The organism is Klebsiella sp. BIGb0138 (assembly GCF_004342285.1).
Classification (GTDB): Bacteria; Pseudomonadota; Gammaproteobacteria; order Enterobacterales; family Enterobacteriaceae; genus Klebsiella.
The window spans coordinates 168788-187806 of sequence record NZ_SMCV01000010.1 but is presented as its reverse complement, the minus strand read 5'-3'; the positions used below and the strand labels follow the sequence as shown (position 1 = coordinate 187806).

At 58.6% G+C, this 19019-nt stretch carries 20 protein-coding genes and 1 riboswitch; of the genes, 10 read left to right on the top strand and 10 right to left on the bottom strand.

What is annotated here, in order from left to right:
• Position 1: 1 nt before the first annotated feature.
• Complete coding sequence (locus tag EDF73_RS21050; protein ID WP_132730988.1) at positions 2-1078, bottom strand: iron-containing alcohol dehydrogenase family protein; 1077 nt, start codon at positions 1076-1078, stop codon at positions 2-4.
• Positions 1079-1423: 345 nt separating this feature from the next.
• On the opposite strand from EDF73_RS21050, the gene purB reads away from it, so the two are divergent.
• The 4 genes from purB to EDF73_RS21030 are packed head-to-tail and all read left to right on the top strand — an operon-like array spanning position 1424 to position 5848.
• Positions 1424-2806, top strand: coding sequence for an adenylosuccinate lyase (purB, locus tag EDF73_RS21045; protein WP_132730987.1), 1383 nt, complete (start codon positions 1424-1426; stop codon positions 2804-2806).
• The gene (locus EDF73_RS21040) at positions 2803-3339 is read left to right on the top strand and encodes a GNAT family N-acetyltransferase (protein ID WP_132730986.1); all 537 of its coding nucleotides are present in this window, start codon (positions 2803-2805) and stop codon (positions 3337-3339) included. The genes purB and EDF73_RS21040 overlap by 4 nt, the downstream gene beginning before the upstream one ends.
• Before the next feature lies 1 nt (position 3340).
• Positions 3341-4519: an amidohydrolase gene (locus tag EDF73_RS21035; RefSeq protein WP_207896662.1), complete on the top strand. Its 1179-nt coding sequence runs from the start codon at positions 3341-3343 to the stop codon at positions 4517-4519.
• A gap of 3 nt (positions 4520-4522) precedes the next feature.
• Positions 4523-5848 (top strand): MmgE/PrpD family protein, encoded by a 1326-nt coding sequence (locus EDF73_RS21030; RefSeq protein ID WP_132730985.1) that lies wholly within the window; start codon positions 4523-4525, stop codon positions 5846-5848.
• Here the strand turns inward: EDF73_RS21030 and EDF73_RS21025 are convergent.
• The 9 genes from EDF73_RS21025 to EDF73_RS27490 all read right to left on the bottom strand — a co-directional run bounded on the left by EDF73_RS21025 (position 5835) and on the right by EDF73_RS27490 (position 12154).
• A complete protein-coding gene (locus EDF73_RS21025) occupies positions 5835-6596 on the bottom strand; it encodes an amino acid ABC transporter ATP-binding protein (protein WP_132730984.1) in 762 nt (253 codons plus the stop codon). The genes EDF73_RS21030 and EDF73_RS21025 overlap by 14 nt on opposite strands.
• Positions 6589-7515, bottom strand: coding sequence for an amino acid ABC transporter permease (locus EDF73_RS21020; protein WP_132730983.1), 927 nt, complete (start codon positions 7513-7515; stop codon positions 6589-6591). The genes EDF73_RS21025 and EDF73_RS21020 overlap by 8 nt, the downstream gene beginning before the upstream one ends.
• A complete protein-coding gene (locus EDF73_RS21015) occupies positions 7512-8408 on the bottom strand; it encodes an ABC transporter substrate-binding protein (RefSeq protein ID WP_132730982.1) in 897 nt (298 codons plus the stop codon). Before EDF73_RS21015 ends, EDF73_RS21020 begins: the two co-directional genes overlap by 4 nt.
• Before the next feature lie 286 nt (positions 8409-8694).
• On the bottom strand, positions 8695-10023 hold the full coding sequence (locus EDF73_RS21010) for a type II toxin-antitoxin system HipA family toxin (protein ID WP_132730981.1): 1329 nt from the start codon (positions 10021-10023) through the stop codon (positions 8695-8697).
• Positions 10023-10280, bottom strand: coding sequence for a type II toxin-antitoxin system antitoxin HipB (hipB, locus tag EDF73_RS21005; protein ID WP_132731013.1), 258 nt, complete (start codon positions 10278-10280; stop codon positions 10023-10025). Before hipB ends, EDF73_RS21010 begins: the two co-directional genes overlap by 1 nt.
• Before the next feature lie 193 nt (positions 10281-10473).
• Positions 10474-11034, bottom strand: coding sequence for an RNA polymerase sigma factor (locus EDF73_RS21000; protein ID WP_132731012.1), 561 nt, complete (start codon positions 11032-11034; stop codon positions 10474-10476).
• Positions 11035-11039: 5 nt separating this feature from the next.
• Entirely contained in the window at positions 11040-11456 is a 417-nt protein-coding gene (locus EDF73_RS20995) for a hypothetical protein (RefSeq protein WP_132731011.1), read from the bottom strand.
• Positions 11457-11619: 163 nt separating this feature from the next.
• The gene (locus EDF73_RS20990) at positions 11620-11991 is read right to left on the bottom strand and encodes a VOC family protein (protein WP_132730980.1); all 372 of its coding nucleotides are present in this window, start codon (positions 11989-11991) and stop codon (positions 11620-11622) included.
• A gap of 22 nt (positions 11992-12013) precedes the next feature.
• Complete coding sequence (locus EDF73_RS27490; RefSeq protein ID WP_165905762.1) at positions 12014-12154, bottom strand: hypothetical protein; 141 nt, start codon at positions 12152-12154, stop codon at positions 12014-12016.
• Between the two features lie 313 nt (positions 12155-12467).
• A riboswitch (TPP riboswitch) is annotated at positions 12468-12569 on the top strand.
• Between the two features lie 66 nt (positions 12570-12635).
• Between EDF73_RS27490 and EDF73_RS20985 the strand changes: the two genes are divergently transcribed.
• The 6 genes from EDF73_RS20985 to EDF73_RS20960 all read left to right on the top strand — a co-directional run bounded on the left by EDF73_RS20985 (position 12636) and on the right by EDF73_RS20960 (position 18937).
• Complete coding sequence (locus EDF73_RS20985; protein ID WP_132730979.1) at positions 12636-13331, top strand: TenA family protein; 696 nt, start codon at positions 12636-12638, stop codon at positions 13329-13331.
• Entirely contained in the window at positions 13328-14053 is a 726-nt protein-coding gene (locus EDF73_RS20980; protein WP_132730978.1) for an ABC transporter ATP-binding protein, read from the top strand. Before EDF73_RS20985 ends, EDF73_RS20980 begins: the two co-directional genes overlap by 4 nt.
• Positions 14050-14793 carry an ABC transporter permease gene (locus tag EDF73_RS20975; RefSeq protein ID WP_132730977.1) on the top strand — a complete coding sequence of 248 codons (744 nt, stop codon included), beginning with the start codon at positions 14050-14052 and terminating at the stop codon, positions 14791-14793. The genes EDF73_RS20980 and EDF73_RS20975 overlap by 4 nt, the downstream gene beginning before the upstream one ends.
• Positions 14794-14819: 26 nt before the next feature.
• A complete protein-coding gene (locus EDF73_RS20970; protein WP_132730976.1) occupies positions 14820-15755 on the top strand; it encodes an ABC transporter substrate-binding protein in 936 nt (311 codons plus the stop codon).
• 305 nt (positions 15756-16060) lie between these two features.
• Positions 16061-17446 (top strand): diaminobutyrate--2-oxoglutarate transaminase, encoded by a 1386-nt coding sequence (locus EDF73_RS20965; RefSeq protein ID WP_132730975.1) that lies wholly within the window; start codon positions 16061-16063, stop codon positions 17444-17446.
• Positions 17447-17455: 9 nt separating this feature from the next.
• Entirely contained in the window at positions 17456-18937 is a 1482-nt protein-coding gene (locus tag EDF73_RS20960; protein ID WP_165905761.1) for an aspartate aminotransferase family protein, read from the top strand.
• Positions 18938-19019: the final 82 nt, after the last annotated feature.

Genomic DNA, 19019 nt, shown 5'->3' with positions numbered 1-19019 from the left:
CTCAAAAAGTGGCGTTGTCGATCGCCAGTAGCGCATGCTCAATATTTTCGGCGGCAACAGAGAACGGCAGGCGCCCCGCCTCTTTTGCCGGGAATTTCACTTCGCGGGCAATGACGGCAAGGGTTTCCGCACGGTTGTCGCCGATATCGGGTAGCGCCAGCGGCGACCCGTAGCGCCGAAGCAGCGCCAGCAGTTCCGCTTCCGGCTGGCCGTCGTGGCTTTCCAGCAACGACTGGACCAGCAGGCCAAAACCGACCTTCTCGCCGTGCAGCCAGCCGTGCAGTTCCGGCTGATGGGTCAAACGGTTGTGGATCGCATGGGCCACGCCCGGGGCCGGCGTATCATCGCGCATACTGTTCGCCATCCCGGCGACGGCGATATTGGCATCGATCGTTTTCATCAGTGCCGGGGTGACCTCCTGCCGTTCATTGTCCCTTACCGCTTGTGCGCCGTATTTTTCGAAGATCTCCACCGCCAGCCGCGCCGCCTGCACTTTCAGGTTGAGCGCCAGGCTGTCATCGCTTTTCTGCTGATACGGACGGAATTCATACCACTTCGCCAGCGCGTCGACGATCCCGGCTCTGAGATAACGCGCGTCGCTGCGCGCAATCACTTCGCTGTCGACCAGTACCATCAGCGGCATCAGAGACAGCGGCTGGCTGCGGAGGTGCCCGCCGCATTCGTTATAGATAATACTCACCGGCGACCAGGCCGCGCAGGTCGCGGCTACCGTCGGTAGCGTCACCAGCGCGACATCCGCCAGCTGGCTGGCGATGGCTTTGCTGCAATCGAGTACCCGTCCGCCGCCAATCCCCAGCACCAGGGTCGCGTTTTGTCTGCGAACGCAGGCCAGGTGCGTCATAATCGCCGCATCGGTGCACTCCGTGGTCAGAAAATGGGTCTGCCAGCGGATCCCGGCAGCATGCAGGCTGTTCTCCAGCTGCGGATTAACCGCTTTCCATGCCTGTGGACTGGTGATTATCGCGATATTGGTCGCCTGCTTGTGGAGAAGTTCCCCCACGTGGGCGCACAGCCCGGGCTGATGGTGATAGGTTTGCGGTGATTTAATAGCGAACACGTTGTTGGCCTGTTTTCGGATAAAAAGGAGATATCACAACTTTCCGGTACGCCTTCCGTAATAAACGGAAAGTGAATCTCTGGATATATTAAAAAGGTTATTACTCCATCCTACGAGAATGAAAAAAAGAAACAAAGCGCTGATTTGCAATCCTTATTCACTAATTCGCAATAGGATAGATGAAATTTAGCTATCCCTTTAAAAGCTCTTGCATTATGCGCAGGATCAAAGAAATGATACTGCGACATGGGACTAATTTAACAACCGGCTTTCTGCAAATAAGAGATTCAGCTGGCCCGTTTGATAACTGAAAAATAAATTAGCCCTTTAAATAATGAGATTATTATGGCCGCGCACCCAATAGATTTTCTTTTACTTGGTAATAATTTTGGCACCGCGGAAATGCGGGAAATTTGGTCAGAGAAAAATCGCCTGACGCAGCAAATACACGTTGAGGTGGCGCTGGCCTTAGCCGAAGGCGAGCTTGGCGTTATCCCTGAGCAGGCAGCCCTCGCTATCGGCGAACTGGCTGACGCCGACAAGCTCAGCATTGCAGCGATCGCCGCCTCCGGCGCGCAGATGAAACATTCGCTGATGCCGGTCCTGACCGCGCTACAGCAGCAGTGCGGCGCCGCCGGCGAATACATCCATTATGGCGTCACGACACAGGATATCGTCGATACCGCCACCGTCTTACAGCTTAAACAAACTCTGGACGTTGTGGCGCGCGACAGCATCGCGGTGGCTAACGCGCTGAAAAAACTGGCTCGCGATCACCAGTACACGCTGATGGCCGGGCGCACGCATGGTATGCAGGCGTTGCCCACGACATTTGGCTTTAAGGCCGCGGTGTGGCTGGATGAGTTTATCCGCCATCTCGATCGCCTGACGGCCATCAGGCCCCGGCTACTCACCGGCAATCTTAGCGGCGCCATCGGCACCTACGCCGCGCTCGGCGAGATCGGTCCCGAAGTTGAGCGCCGTACCTTGGCGTATCTGAACCTCAATTCGCCGACCATCAGCTGGCAGTCAGCCCGGGACCGCTTTTCAGAATACGCTTCGCTGGCGGCGCTTATCAGCGGCACCTTAGGTAAAATCGGCAACGAGCTGTATAACCTGATGCGTAGCGAAATTAACGAGATCGAGGAACCGTTCAGCGCCGGTAAAATCGGTTCGACCACCATGCCGCATAAGCGCAATCCGGCGGCGATTGAGGGGCTAGCCAGCCTGACCGCCCCGCTGCTACACAGCGTGGCCCTGATCCATCAGTCGATGCACGTTGAGCACGAACGGGATGCCATGAGCTGGCGTGCCGAATGGATTGCGCTGCCAGAAATCTCCGTTTATCTCTCCGCGCAGCTGCAAAACGCTCATGCCATTTTATCCGGCCTGACGGTGAACAAAACCCGGATGGCGGCTAATCTGCAGATGCAGGACGGTCTGCTGTTATCCGAAAAAGTGATGTTCGAGGTCGGTAAAAAAATCGGCAAGCAGAGCGCCCACCGCCTGGTTTACGACTGCGCCATGCGGGCTTTTGAACAGCAGCGATCTTTTAAATCCGTTCTGCTCGCCCATCCCACCCTGGCAGCCAGCATCAACGAAGAGGATCTGCGAAGCTGGCTGGATCCAGCAAACTATATAGGCTGCGCGCCGCAGAAGGTTGATGAAGTCATCCGCTTAGCTGAGCAGTCCGGACATCTATCGCCACCGGAGACGCACGTGTTATGACCCACCATTTCCGCCGGCTGACGCTGGACGACAGGCACGACTACCTGGCGCTGATGCTCGCCGCCTATGCGCCGATTAAAGCGCTGGGAATCCATTTTGATGCCGCCACCGCCGATCTGGCGCGGGTGACCAGACACCTTACCGAGCACGCCGTCTTTGCCCTGTTTTACGACGAACGGATGGTCGCCTCGGTCACCCTGCGTTTCCCGTGGGGTATCCTGCCAGGGCCGTTTAACCTGCCGCATATCGGCTGGTTCGGCACGCATCCGGAGTTCAAAGGGCAAAATCTTGGCGGAAAACTGCTGAGCTGGCTGGAACAGACCATTCTGCTGGGCGAGCTGAAAGCGCCCGCCTATTCGCTCGGCACCGCGGTCAGTCATCCGTGGCTGCGCGATTTCTACCGCAAGCTGGGGTTCGTTCCGATGCATACAACCGACCTCGGCAAAGGCCACATCACGCTGTATATGAAAAAAGTTCTCGATGAATCACAGCACGCCCGCTGGCTGGAACGACAGCCGCCCACAGGAGTTTGACATGCCCGATATTGCTATCCCCCAGGAACATCAGCCTCTGGCGACATTCCTGCAGGATTTTCGTCATCATCTGCATCGCCACCCGGAGCTCTCCAATCAGGAGTTTCAGACCACCGCGGACATCAAAGCCGCGCTGGAACAGCGGCAGATCCGCATCCTCGATTTGCCGCTGAAAACCGGCCTGGTCGCTGAAATCGGCGGCCACCAACCCGGTGCCATCGTGGTGCTGCGGGCCGACATCGATGCCCTGCCGATTGAAGAAAAATCCGCGCTGGATTACGCCTCGCTGACGCCGGGGGTAATGCACGCCTGCGGTCATGATTTCCATACCTCGGCGGCGTTAGGCGCGGCAATTTTGCTTAAAGCGCGGGAAGAGACGCTTACCGGCACCGTGCGCATCCTGTTTCAGGCCGCGGAAGAGACCGGCCACGGTGCGCCGGCGCTGATCGCCACCGGCGCGCTGGACGACGCCGACGTGATTTTCGGTATCCATAACGATCCGTCACTCCCCGTAGGTACCCTCGGCAGTAAGGACGGCGCCCTGACCGCCGGCGTAGATCGTTTCGCCATCACCCTGTCCGGCACCGGCAGCCACGCCGCCCGGCCGCATGAAGGCAACGATCCGATTATCATCGCCGGACAGGTTATCAGCGCTTTGCAGACGCTGATCGCCCGCAATGTGCCCTCCGACCATAACGCCGTGGTCTCCATCACCCAGGTACACAGCGGCAGTACCTGGAACGTCATCCCCGACAGCGCCTGGCTGGAAGGGACGGTGCGCACCTTCAACCAGACCACCCGCGAACTGATCGAACGCCGTTTCCGTCAGGTACTGCGGGGCATCGCGGAAGCCTTCGACGCGCAAATCGATCTCGACTGGCAGCCCGGTCCGCCTTCGGTGGTCAATACCGCCAGATGGGTGGATTTCGCCCTCGCCCAGGGCGAGGCCTCCGGCTTTGAGGCGCGACGCGTCGAGGCCAGCCCGATTGGCGAGGACTTCGCCTTTTACCAGCAGAAACTCCCCGGCGCGTTCATCATGATCGGCTCCGGCGGCCCCTTCGCGCTGCATCATCCCGAATTCCGCGTCGACGATCGCGCGCTGTTCCCGACCGCGAACTATCTTGCGCAGCTTGGCGCGCAGGCGCTGGAGACACTCCGCCAGCAGGACACAGGAAAATAGCCGATGAGCTTAACCCGGGCGCTGGCCGCCCTGATTGTCGATACATTGCCTTCCGCCGACGCGCGCGCGAAGGCCCGTACGGGATTGCTGGATTTTCTCGCCGTCACGCTGCCGGTGACGCGCGGAGATATTGATGATCCCGGGTTGAAAAGTTTGCGCCAGGTTTACCCGGCGGACGATGCCCGGAGCCGCGCGCTGCGGCTCGGCTATGCCGGGCACGCGCTGGATTTCGATGATTTTCATCCCGATTTTCGTGGCCATCCCTCTACCGTCATCCTGCCTGCGCTGCTGGCGCTGGCGGCTGAACGACCGGATATCGACGGCGACCGGTTTCTCGATGCTTATGTCATCGGGGTGGAAGCCGCCGGGCGCCTCGGACTTGCTGCCGGGCCACAGCATTATACCCTCGGCTTTCATAGCACCGCGACGCTCGGCACCATCGCCGCGGCGGCGGCCTGCGCACGGCTGGTCGGGGCGGATGAACAAAATAGCGCCGTGATACTGGGGATTGCCGCCACCCAGGCCTCGGGGCTGCGGGCGCAGTTTGGCAGCGAGGTTAAACCGCTCCACGCCGGACTGGCGGCGCAGGCCGCGGTCAGCGCCACATCGCTGGCAATAGCAGGATTTCACGGCCAGGCAGATAAAGTCCTGGACGCTTTCCTCGCCGCCTGCTGTGCCAATGCGCAGCAAACGGAAAAGCTCACCGCCGGCTGGGGCACGCCGTGGCGCATCGTTCACCCCGGGCTGGAATTCAAACCCTGGCCGACCTGCGGCGGAACGCACGGCGCCGCCGATGCCGCGCGCGCTATTCGCCAGGAGTGGTTGCGGCAGGGAAAAAGCCTTGCGGCGCTGAAGCAAGAGCTGGAAAAGATCGAAGTCTCTTTCCCGCCCGGCGGCGATATTGCGGCCTCTGTGCGCCAGCCGGGCAACGGCATCGAAGCCCGCTTTAGTCTCGAATATGTGATTGCCGCCAGCCTGCTGCGTGAGACGCTGCTGCTGGCCGATTTTTCGCAAGGCGCGCTTGATCCGGAAATTGCCGCGCTGGCACGGACCGTTGTCCGCCGCCCGGACCTCACCGCCCCGCCGGACGAGCTGAATCCGGCGGCCCGTTTTCACCAGGTGACGATCTTTTTACGCACCGGTCACACGCTACAAAAGCGCTTTACCCGCCAGCAAAGCCTGGCTATTCCTTTCGATTTAGCCGGTAAAGTACGCACCTGCTTATCGCGGGCGACGGACGCGCAGCGGGAAGAGGTGGCGGCGCTGAGCCGGCTGAAAAGCCGTGACAGTCTGTCACGGCTTACTGATTTACTCTTTACAGAACGGTAGACAGGAACTCCCGGACACGGACGTTTTCGGCATCATCCAGCACCGTTTTACTCGGCCCCGAGGCGACGATTTTTCCGCCCTCCATAAAGACGATGTTGTCCGCGACTTCGCGGGCAAAACCAATTTCGTGGGTGACGATGACCATCGTTATCCCGGAATGGGCCAGCTTTTTAATCACCTGCAGCACCTCCCCCACCAGCTCCGGGTCCAGCGCGGAGGTGGGTTCATCAAACAGCATGACTTCTGGATCCATCGCCAGCGCCCGGGCAATCGCCACGCGCTGCTGCTGCCCGCCGGAGAGCTGCTGCGGCCAGTCATCTTCGCGGTTGGCCAGCCCGACCTGCTGCAGCAGCGCGCGAGCCTTGCTCAGAACCTGCTGACGATGTTGTCCTTTCACCCGCAGCGGCGCATCGGTAATGTTCTGCAGCACGGTGCGGTGCGGAAACAGATTAAATTGCTGGAACACCATACCGGTGCGGCTGCGCTGTTCGGCGATTTTCCGGCTGCTCAGCTCATACAGCGCATTGCCTTTTTGCTGATAGCCCACCAGTTCGCCGCCGATGCGGATCGTGCCGCCGTCCAGCTTTTCCAGATGGTTGATGCAGCGCAGCAAAGTCGATTTGCCCGAACCGGACGGCCCAAGGATCACGGTCACCGACCCGGCTGGAATATCGAGATTGATGTCATCAAGAACGGTATTTCCCGCAAAACGTTTACTGACTTTACGAAATTGAATCGCCTCACCCATGGCTGGCCTCTCCTGAATTAAGCCTGACGGCGACGGAATGCGGTCGGGATTTGCGTTTCGCCTTACGGTGGCTGCTGCGGCTGAAATAGCGTTCGACGTAATACTGGATCACCGAAAGCAGCGAGGTTAGCAGCAGATACCACAGCGTGGCGACCAGCAGCAGCGGGATCACCTCATAGGTTCGCTGATAGATAATCTGCGCGGAAAACAGTACATCCTGCAGGGAGATCACCGACACCACCGCCGTGGTTTTCAACTGACCAATCACCTCATTGCCAGCCGGAGGCAGGATCGCGCGCATCGCCTGCGGCAGCACGGTGTGGCGGAAGATCTGCGCCGGACGGTAGCCGAGCGCCCGCGCGGCCTCTACCTGGCCGACGCTGACGCTCTGGATACCGGCGCGGATAATTTCCGCGGCATACGCCGACTGGTGCATCACCAGCGCAATCACCGCCGCGCTAAACGGGCTGATGAGCGAATTGGCCGACGCGCTCCAGATTTCCCCTACCCACGGCAGCGAGAGTGAAATAGTGGGATAGAGCGCGGCGATGTTGTACCACAGAAACAGCTGAACCAGCATCGGTACGCCGCGGAAAAACCAGGTGTACCCCCAGCTGACGGCAACCAGTACCGGATTGGAGGAGAGACGCATTAGCGCCAGCACGGTGCCGCCGGCAAAACCGCAGATAACCGAGATGGCCGTGAGCTGCAGGGTCATCAGCACGCCCTGCAGTATCGATGGTCCGGTAAAGTTTTCGGCGATTATCGCCCATTCAAAGCGCGGGTTGTGGAGCATGGAGTTCGCGATAGCGACCAGCGCCAGCACCACGATCAGGGCGCTGATCCAGCGCCCGATATATCTTTTACTGACGATCCGCAGTTCTTCCGGCTGCTGACCGCGGTGGGTATCGCTGCTCATCCGAAAATCTCTTCGTTACGTTTCGACTCGGTGACGGCACCGAAACCGATTGACCATTTGTCGAGGATCTTCTGATACGTGCCGTCTTTAATCAGCGAATTGATCGAGGCCTGGATCGCGTCTTCCAGCGGCGACTGTTTTTGCAGCGCGACGGAGACCGGCGCATCATCAACGTGAATTGTTCCGCTCAGCGCCAGTGCTTTTACCTGGCTGACCTGATAGGTCAGTCCCTCATACGGGCCAAAGAACATCGGCACCCGGCCGCTGACCACCGCCTGGACGCCCGATGGCCGATCCGGGAAGACAGCGATTTTAATCGGATTTTTGCCCGCATCCGTACAGGCTTTGCTGGCCGCTTCAAGCCGGGCGATTTGCGTGGTGCCGGCGCCAGCGCCGATCTCCGCGCCGCAGACCGCATCAAAGGAGGTAAACGGTGCGATACTGGCGTCTTTGCGCGAAATCACGCCAAGACGCGAGGCATCGTAATAGCTGACGAAATCAACCTGCTCAAGGCGTTTGCGGGTCGCATTGATGTTAGACAGCGCCACGTCATAGCGGCCTGATTTGAGACCGGGAATAATGTTGTCGAAACCGCCGGTATCCTGCCAGCGAACCGTCACGCCGAGACGCGCGGCGACGGCATTCATCAGGTCGATCTCGCGACCGGCCAGCGTTTTATTATCTTCCTGAAAAAAGGTGGTCGGCGGCGTATTGGGGTTGGTACCCGCCACGATATAACCGCGTTGAATAATCTCCGCCGGCAGTTTGCTTTTCAGCGCCTCATCCGCAGTCACCTGGAAAGTCGAATAAGAAGGAACATTTTGCTCAGCGGCCCAAACGGTAGATAAATTCCCGGCAAGCAGCGCCGGGAGGAATAATTTGCATAACTTCATGGCGAGACCTATTCGTGGTTGCAAAATCCTGGAGAAAAACCGCGCTAATATCGCGGCTAAAGAGACAAGGTCCGTACCGTTTTAATTTCATGCTTAAAGTTACGCCTGACCTGCCTTAGAACCAATTCTGCAAGGACAGACCTTTTACTGACAAATGATAAAATTAGCTAAGGTTTCCACTAATATGGCTAACGCGCTCCGCGCGGAAAAGAAGTGCGTCGCCATGCTGGGCGCGGTGTTAACCGGGAAGAGGATGAACGTGGGGAATATTTCAGGTCAGCATTCGCTAACCCTGCTCGAGCGCGCTCTGCAGCCGGGCATGAAGCCTGAGTAAGTGCGAAATAATCGCCTCATAGACCGGTTGGGAAAAATCGGGCGGTAATGACCCTTTTGCCGTATCGATAGCCCGCGGGATGTTATCGGCAAAATCATGCAGAATTTCCAGCATCTGCTCCTGCGCAAACCCCACCTCTTTGGCGGTGGCTAAAAAGTGACGGGGATAGAGGGTATGAATGTCCGTTTTGCGCCCTTTGCTCGCTTTCAGGCTCATCGACAGCTTGAGATCGCTCATATGCAGCCCCGCGCCGCCCAGTACCGGAAAGGCGGAGATAATGTCGTAGAACGGGGTTAACCGGTAGCTGCCGCCCGGCTGGAGGAAAATCGAAAAGTTCTTGGCGTGCCCATCGGTGGCGCCAATCAGCCATTGAAAAACGATAAACTTCATAAAATCATAGCGATCCTTCAGGGCGTCGCTCGACCCCAGCAGAAAGTCCATGATCCGGCGAATGCCCGGACCGCCGTCTGACTCATACTTAATGGATGATGGAATGCCAAAAGCCTGGCACAGATCTTCCTGCGGTAAACGCAGCAACACCGTGTTTTCCCGCGCCCAGCGGCGGTCAAAACGTTCCACCGCCAGCGCGCGGATGCTGGCGGTTTGCATAATTTCGGCATCCGGTACCGCGAAACCCAGCGCCCTGGCGAGGGCCAGACACAAATATTCGTTATCCACGCTCTCGCTAAGATCCAGCACCGCGTTAGGCTGCTTTATTTCGCCGATAGGCAGCTTAATAATGTGGGTGGTGGGCGTGGTGCCGGTGGGAATGCACCATTGGCCGTCGATGTTCAACAGCGCGGTTTTTTCCTGCGCCCCGGCCACCGAGATCCTGAAATCATCCTGCTCGTTGACCATTCCGAGAGGAATATCGGACTGATAGGCCGTCAGCAGCGCTTCCAGGCTACGGCCATCCAGAGGCTCCCAGCTTAATGCTCCCCGGTCGGCGTTTTCTCCCGGCGGCAGTAACGTCACCGCCCCGACGCTATCGCGGCCGATCTCGGCCAGCAGATCAAAGGGCTGCTTTGAGCGCGCCTGGTAGCGTTTAACAATCCGCTCCCGCACTTTTGGGCTATCCGGCAACAGATTATCAAAGTAGTTAAACACCGCATCGGCGGTGATGTTGCCGTACTGCAGCGGCAGCGACAGCGACAGCGAGAGTGGACGGGCGCGAGGACTGCGCATCCAGCTCTCCTGATAGCGGAAAACGTGCGCCCCGTTACTCTGCTTGATCAGCTCGCCGACGCGTTCATTGTTCATCCATGTTACGAGGGTTGCCATTACCACTCCAGATCCTGTGGTCTATCGTCTTTTACCCCAACGGCCGGCGCATTTCTTTCGCTCAGCACCATCGTCATTTCAAGCGATTGTAAAATTTTAAACAGCGTCACTAAGGTGGTTTTGTCCGGATGGTTTTCGAAGTTAGAGATGGTCGCCTGCTTTATGCCAATCCGCTTCGCCAGATCGCTCTGCGTCCAGTGGTTGTTCTGCCGGATCAGCTTGAGGTAGTTAGCCAGCTGAACCGGGCCATATATCATCGGTGAAATGCTCACACGCTCTCCTTATCCTCTCTTGGGGATAAAAGCATATTTATACCCTGGTGAGGATAATGTCAATCGGCAAAAATATCCTCTTGTGGGTATAATAACGGTAATATCCCCAGTAGGGGATATCAGAAGTATAAAAAAGGAAGGAGAAAACCCGGCCGCCCGCAGCGACGACCGGAGGAGCCTAGTCGGCAATCAGTTCATCATAGAGGACGCGCAGGCGCGTGCGGAGGTAGAGAACGGCTTTATGTTTACGCGATAACAGCGTCTGCTCGCTGACCCCGCTCTCTTCCGCCAGCGCCTTATAGCTGTAGCCTTGCAGCTCGGTTTTCTCAAACACCTCGCGCTGGGCCGGCGGCAGTTCGCCAAGCGCCTGAGTCAGCTCTTCCCACAGTAGCGCTTTAAGGTACTCCTCTTCCGGGGTGTGCGCTACGCCGAACAGCGTCTCTGAGATCTCATCTTCAGGCCGCTCGCCCTCCTCTGCAGCGCTAAAATAGCCCGCGAGCGGCAGCTCGCGTTTTTTGCGCGCCCGGTCGGTCATTTCGTTGCGCGCCGCGCGGAACAGCCAGGCAGCCACGTTCTCCACCGGTTGTTCCACGGTCATCAGCTGGTAAGTGACTTCCTGCAGGATATCATCCGCATCGGCGCGCACCGAGGTTCGGCCGCGAATGAAGGCTTTCAGCCGTGACCGGCAGGCGTTAAGCGCCGAAATAAGCAGCGACTCCCCCGCCATCCCGGTTTTCATCTCGCTCACTCGACAGGCGTCGTTTTCGTGGCGTCATCCCGCGGCGGGGCTTTCCCCTCCCGCCGCTCGCGCCAGCCGCACGGCCCGCGTTGGCTGAAGCGCTGAACGAACTCTTCACGCTGTTGCGGGCTCATGTTCATCCAACGTTCGTGCATCCGCCGCCGTTCGCGCGCCATACCGAACATTCCGGGGCGAAAACCGAGGCCGCCAAACAGAATGCGCGACAGGGCCAGAATGCCCAGCGCCTGCCAGAAGCCGATGCTCTTGACGCCGAGAATCGCCGGCAGCAGCGCGTTCCACAGCGACATCACCAGCAGCCCGAGGATGGCGATCAGCACCACACCCACGATCAGCGGCTTCGCCATTCGATGGCCACCGAAGCCGCGACCGCGGTGGTGCCCGTGCATATCAAAACCTCTCATCATCGTATGACCTCATTACAGTAGTGAATCGTGATAGGTGGAGAGGTAGACGAATGAGCAACGGAAATATTGCCAGGAAAATGACAAAATCAACGCATACGCTTGGCTATGGCGCATAGCGGGTTGATATTATTGATAAACGACCGAAACCGTCGGCAATACGCTAAATCTCCTGTCCGACCATCAGCCGGTGGCCATCGGGGGTAGCCAGCAAAAATTCACGCATGCCGTGGGGCTTATCGGCCGGCGGCTGCAGGATAAGCGCCCCGTTCTGCCACCATTCATCGTGTAGCGCATCAACATCGGCGACGTTGAGGTAGGCAAAATAACTGTGGTCGCCCAGCGCTGAGGGGCTGATGGCATCCGGGCAATGGCCGAGCATCAGCCTGACGCCGTCGCGGACCATCAACTGCCAGTCCGCCCCTTGCGGCCACTGCGCGGTAAAACCCAGCGCATCGCGAAAATAGTCGACGTTTTTTTGCAGATCGGGGACGGCAAGCACAAACGCAAAAGGTTTTAGTCCTGAGTCGGTCATTTTTCACCTCCATGCTGATATGTTACAACGGATGGCCCAGCCAGCGCTTTTCAAACAGCGGCCTGGAGCGCAGGCTTGCCCGGCGCTGCGCGTATTGTTGATAGATGCCGATCATGTTCTCAGCACAAACATCGTTCAGAGCAGGCTTTGCATCGGGCTGCACGCGGTTTATCTCCTGACATTCGGTCGCCTTGCGCCAGATAAAACGTCACTGTATTACCCACTTCATTGCTGGCGGTATACCGCGCTTTGTCCAGACTATAGCCAGTAGCATTATCAGGCCCTCATTTTCAGCCGGGCGTTGTCTTTCATTCTGGACAAAAAACGGGGTTTAACCACCTGCATGGCCCATATAAACGCCAACAGGCTGCCGACGAAAGGCTTTCTACGGATAAAATTCGTGACAACGTCACAAACAGAGCGACGCTGGCGACCGCTTTCGGGATTGTAATCAAAAAATGAATGCCGTATAACATGACGCAACCGAGGGGTGTCCCGTGAGGGCTGAGATGGCGTAAGCCGAACCCTTTGAACCTGATCTGGGTCATGCCAGCGAAGGGACGGGTCGGCAATTTTGCCAGTTTACCGCCATTGCCTGTTCATACTTCTGCACGCCCGGATCTCCCCTTGTATCAGGAGGTCCTGTGATTCTTCCCGTTTTTACCCAAGGTCTTTATGGTCGTCTGCGCCAGCAGGCCGGTCGCGACTGGGAACGCTACGTTGCGCATCCCTTCTTACGCCAGCTTGCCGATGGCACCCTGCCCGAAATCGCCTTCCGACGCTATCTGACTCAGGATTACCTGTTTCTGATCCATTTTGCCCGCAGCTACGCCCTGCTGGTCAGTAAGCTGCGTACGCTGCCGGAAATGCGCGCCGCCGCCGCCTCGATGAATGCCATCCTTGGCGAGCTGCCGCTGCATGTCGGCTATTGTGCGGGCTGGGGGCTCGATGAAGCCACTATGGCCGGCGAAAACGAAGCGGCGGAGACGGTCAATTACACTCGCTATGTCCTGGATATCGGCCATTCCGGCGATGCGCTGGATCTCCTGACGGCGCTGATGCCCTGCGTCGCCGGCTATGCCGAAATCGGCCTCGGTCTGCTTCACGACCCCGCCACCCGTCTCAGCGATAACCCGTACGCCTCGTGGATTCGTAACTACGGCGACGAGGGCTACCTCAACGGCGTCAATGCCGCGGTCGGCCTGCTGGAAACCGTCTGGCAACAGCGCGGCGGCGAAGCGCGGTTCGCCGAGCTGAGCACCATTTTCACCACCGCCGCTCGCCTGGAAGCAAACTTCTGGCAGATGGGGCTGAATGCCGCGGCGGAGGGGCAGGCGTGAATGCCCCCGCGATTCAGGTCCGGGAGTTAGGCCTGCGCTTCGGTTCGCGGGTGATTTTCACGGATCTGTCATTTGATATTCCCGGCGGAGAGTGGATTTCGCTGCTGGGCGCCAGCGGCGCCGGCAAAACCAGCCTGCTGCGGATTATCGCCGGATTAGCCTCCCCGACTCGCGGTCAGGTGCATGCCAGCGATGGGCTCCCCATTGCGCAGCGGCTGGCGTGGATGGGGCAAAAAGATCTGCTCTATCCGTGGCTGAGCGTACGCGATAACGTGGCGCTCGGCGCCCGGCTTCGCGGTGAACGGGTCGACAGCCAGCGAGTGGCGACCTTATTAGAGCAGGTGGGCCTCAGCCATTGCGCCGACGATCGCCCGGCTTCGCTCTCCGGCGGAATGCGACAGCGGGCGGCGCTGGCGCGCACGCTGTATGAAGATCGCCCCATTGTTTTAATGGATGAACCGTTCTCGGCGTTGGACACCATTACCCGCACGCGAATCCAGAACCTGGCCGCCGGGCTGCTGGTGAATCGTACCGTGGTGCTCATCACCCACGACCCGATGGAAGCCTGCCGGCTCAGCCATCGGCTGCTGGTGCTTTCGCCGCCGGGAGGCATTGACGATGCGCATCATCTGACGGGGGTACCACCGCGCGCGCCGGACGATCCCGTACTACTGGCCAGCCAGGCCGAACTACTACAACAGCTGGTGAGGGGGAACGGATGAGAGGCAAACTGTTGCGCGGCGGGGTGGTGTTTTGCGGCCTGCTGCTGCTGTGGTGGCTGGTCAGCCGCAGCGGCATCCCCGCTTTCCTGCTGCCCTCGCCATCGGCGGTGGCTAACGCCCTGTGGGTCAACCGCAGCTGGCTGGCCTGGCATACCCTGATCACCGTCAGCGAAATTCTCAGCGGTCTGGCGCTCGGCGTAGCGCTCGGGGTGGTGCTGGCGCTGTGCATGATTATCTCGCCGCGCTTTCAGCGCTGGCTGATGCCGCTGGTGCTGACCAGCCAGGCCATCCCGGTTTTCGCCCTCGCCCCGCTGCTGGTGCTGTGGTTCGGCTTCGGGATGAGCGCCAAGGTGATGATGGCGGTGCTGATTATCTTCTTCCCCGTCACCTCGGCGTTTTTTGACGGCCTGCGGCGGGTCAATCATGACTATCTCGATCTGGCGCGAACGATGGGCGCCTCTTTTAGCGCCCAGCTGCGTCACGTGCGTCTGATGGCGGCGCTGCCGGCGCTCGGTTCCGGCCTGCGTATGGCCGCCGCGGTCGCCCCGATCGGCGCGATCATCGGGGAATGGGTAGGCTCCGCCGAAGGGCTGGGCTACGTGATGCTTAACGCCAATGCGCGCATGCAGACCGACGTCTGCTTTGCCGCGCTGTTTATTTTAGTGCTGCTGACCGTCCTGCTTTGGCTGGCGGTGGATGCTTTCTTGCACCGGCTGATCGACTGGACGCCGGAATCGTGACTCACAAGGACAATGAAGGAATCGCCATGAGTAAATCCCTTATCGCCACAATGGCCTTCAGCGCGCTGTTCAGCGCGCAGGCGCTCGCCAACGAGAAACTGACGCTGGTGCTTGACTGGTATATCAACCCTGACCATGCGCCGATTATGGTCGCTGAACAGATTGGCGCCTTTAAAGAGCAAGGGCTGGACGTCAGGATCGTGCCGCCATCCGACCCGGCGCTCCCGCCGCGGCTGGTGGCCGCAGGCCAGGCGGATCTGGCGATCACCTACCAGCCGCAGGTACACTTTTTTGCCGATGAAGGCCTGCCGCTGGTGCGGGTCGGCACATTGATTAATTCGCCGCTGAACACGGTGATCGCCCTCGATAAAAACATTAACACCCCTGCCGATCTAAAAGGAAAAAAGGTTGGCTATTCGGTCAGCGGAATTGAGCAGGCAACCCTGGCAACCATGGCGCAAAACGCCCATATCGACCCGCAAAGCATCAAGCTGATTAACGTCAATTTCCAGCTGACCAGCGCCCTGCTGGCCGGTCAGGTCGATGCGGTGATTGGCGGCTATCGCAATATTGAGGCGCTGGAGCTTAAACTTCAGGGTAAAGACCCGCGGGTGATGAATGTGGAGGATTTTGGCGTCCCGGCCTATGACGAGCTGGTGATTGTGGCCCATCGCGATCGAATTCACGCGGCGAAAATTAAAAAATTCCTCGTTGCCTTGCAAAAAGGCGTGGCGTATCTGCACGCCCATCCGCAGGAGAGCTGGCAAGCTTTTGCCGCCGCTCACCCGGAGCTGAACACCGAACTGAACAAACAGGCCTGGCTGCAAACGGAACCGCTGTTTGCCCGCGACCCGGCGGCGCTGGATAAGCCGCGCTATGAAGCTTACGAACAGTTTTTATATAACAATAAGTTGGTTAAAAAAATCACACCTTTAACCCATTATGCGGTTGAACTGTATTGAGTAACCATACTGCTGGCGGAAGTATTTTCGCCAGCGCATTCAACGAAGCGGTATTAAACCCGGCCGATTTCCTCACTAAGAATTACACTTTTAATGGTTTTATCACACTTTAAATACTTCATTAAAATCAATGAACTATCATCTATTTTCGTTATGTAAAAATAACGTAAAAATACCTCAATAAATAAAACATTGAATGCAGATTTAAAAAGCCATATATTGTGCGCGCTTTATGCATGGCGATTCAATTTCTTAAACCAATTATTCAACCAGTGTTCAACCGCAACGCTGGTTGTGGGAGTGATATGATGACGGATAAAGTCCGTATTGATACTTTAAGTGCAGATTTATTGGACGCAAACAACGAAACCTTTTTGGCCCGTCAGGCTGAATTCGAATCGAACGTCAGGAGTTACCCGCGCAAGCTGCCGCTGGCCATCGCGAAAGCGGAAGGCGTGTGGCTGACCGATGCGGATAACAAGCAGTACCTGGATTGTCTTGCCGGTGCTGGAACCCTGGCGCTGGGCCACAACCACCCTGATGTGCTGCAGAGCATCCAAAGTGTCATTACCAGCGGCTTGCCGTTACATACTCTCGATCTGACGACTCCGTTAAAAGATCGCTTCTCCGAATACCTGCTCTCCTTACTGCCTGGGGAAGGTAAAGAATACTGCCTGCAATTCACCGGCCCATCCGGCGCTGACGCCGTAGAAGCGGCACTGAAGCTGGCGAAAAAATATACCGGCCGGACGTCGGTCATCAGCTTCTCCGGCGGCTACCATGGGATGACCCACGGCGCGCTGTCGGTAACCGGTAACCTGTCGCCGAAAGAAGCGGTCAACGGCATGATGCCGGAAGTGCAGTTTATGCCGTATCCGCATCAGTACCGCTGCCCGCTGGGTATCGGCGGTGAAGCGGGCGTCAAAGCGCTGACTTACTACTTCGAAAACCTGATCAACGACGTGGAAAGCGGCGTGCGTAAACCGGCGGCGGTCATTCTCGAAGCCGTTCAGGGCGAAGGCGGCGTGAACCCGGCTCCGGTCGAGTGGCTGCAGCGCATCCGCAAAGTGACCCAGGAACACGGCATTCTGCTGATCGTTGACGAAGTTCAGGCTGGCTTTGCCCGTACCGGTAAACTGTTTGCCTTCGAACACGCCGGCATTGAGCCGGACATCATCGTGATGTCGAAAGCCGTTGGCGGCGGTCTGCCGCTGGCCGTTCTGGGTATTAAGAAGCAGTTTGACGCCTGGGAACCGGGCCACCACACCGGCACCTTCCGCGGCAACCAGCTGGCGATGGCTACCGGCCTGACCACCCTGCGTCATCTGAAAGATAACGACATTGCTGGCAAAGTCGCGGCACAAGGCGAGTGGCTGAAAGGCAAACTGGCCGACATGCAGAAACGTTTCCCGGTAATGGGCCACATTCGCGGCCTGGGTCTGATGATCGGGATTGAGATCGTCAACCCGAACGAAGCCCAGGACCATATGGGTTGCTACCCGGCTGACGGCGCGCTCTCCGCCCTGCTGCAGAAGAAGTGCTTCGAAGCGGGTCTGATCCTCGAGCGCGGCGGCCGCGGCGGCTGCGTCCTGCGTCTGCTGCCATCGCTGCTGATCAGCAACGCCGAGCTGGAAATTTTCCTCGACAAATTTGAACAGGCCATGCTGGCCGCCGGTGTCAAACCGGTCTGAGTGGAGCGAGTGACCGCAATGTCCAAATTGAATCCGATTCTTGCTGGTTCGGCACAAAGTATTGAGGCCTATCAGCAGGTTATCGCCCAGACCAGCCAGGCCGTCGCGCAGTGGCTGCAGCAGCCTGAGATGTATCAGGGGAAAAGCGTCGCCGAACTGCGCGAACGTATTACCCTTGAGTTCACCGAGCAGGGTTTGGGTAACCAGGCGGCGATTGAACGTGCGATCGAGTACTTCCTGAAAGACAGCCTGTCGGTGCATCACCCGCAGTGCGTGGCGCATCTGCACTGCCCGAGCCTGGTCGTCAGCCAGGCCGCGGAAGTGCTGATTAACGCCACCAACCAGAGCATGGACTCCTGGGATCAAAGCCCGTCGGCGACCATCATTGAGATGAAGCTGATCGAATGGCTGCGCGCTCAGGTGGGCTATCCGGCGGGCGACGCTGGGGTGTTTACCAGCGGCGGCACCCAAAGCAATCTGATGGGGCTGATGCTGGCGCGCGATGCGTTCTTCGCCCGCCGGGGTCACTCAATCCAGCAGGACGGGCTGCCGGGCGATGTGCGTCAGTACAAAGTGCTGTGCTCTGAAAACGCCCACTTCTCGGTGCAGAAGAACATGGCGCTGATGGGCCTCGGCTACCGCGCGGTCACCCTGGTGAAAACCGACCGTTTCGCCCGGATGGACGTTGACGACCTGAAAGCGAAAATTGCCGCCGCGCAGGCCAACGGCGAGCAGATCATGGCGATCGTCGCCACCGCGGGCACCACCGACGCGGGCGCGATTGATCCGCTACGCGAGATTGCCGGAGTGGCGGCGGAACATCAGATCTGGCTGCACGTGGATGCGGCATGGGGCGGCGCGCTGCTGCTCTCTGAGCAGTATCGCGACTATCTGGACGGTATTGAATGCGTGGATTCCATTACTCTGGACTTCCACAAGCAGTTCTTCCAGACCATCAGCTGCGGCGCGTTCCTGTTAAAAGACGCGCGCCACTACGAGCTGATGCGCTATCAGGCGGCCTATCTGAACTCCGAGTTCGATGAAGAACACGGCGTACCGAACCTGGTCGCCAAATCGCTGCAAACCACCCGCCGTTTCGATGCGTTGAAGCTGTGGATGGGCCTGGAAGCGCTGGGGCAGAAGCAGTACGCGGAAATCATCGATCATGGCGTGACGATGGCGAAAAAGGTCGCAGAGTACGTGACCACGCAGCCGACGCTGGAGCTGGTCATGGCGCCGCAGCTGGCAAGCGTGCTGTTCCGCACGCGCCCGCAGCAGATGGCCGACAGCGATGATGCCGCTATCGCCCTGCTCAACCAGCGCGTCGGCGACGCGCTGCTGGACTCCGGCCGCGCCAACGTTGGCGTGACCGAGCACAACGGCGTCACCTGTCTGAAGCTGACGCTGCTGAACCCGATCGTCACCCTTGATGACGTCAAGGTCTTGCTGAGTCTGGTTGAGCGCACCGCGCAGGAACTGCTGGCGCAATAAGCGCTTCCCCGGGTGCGACACAACCCGTCGTTGCAGAAGCCGATAACGCTGGTTATCGGCTTTTTTTTGTTTTTTTCCCACC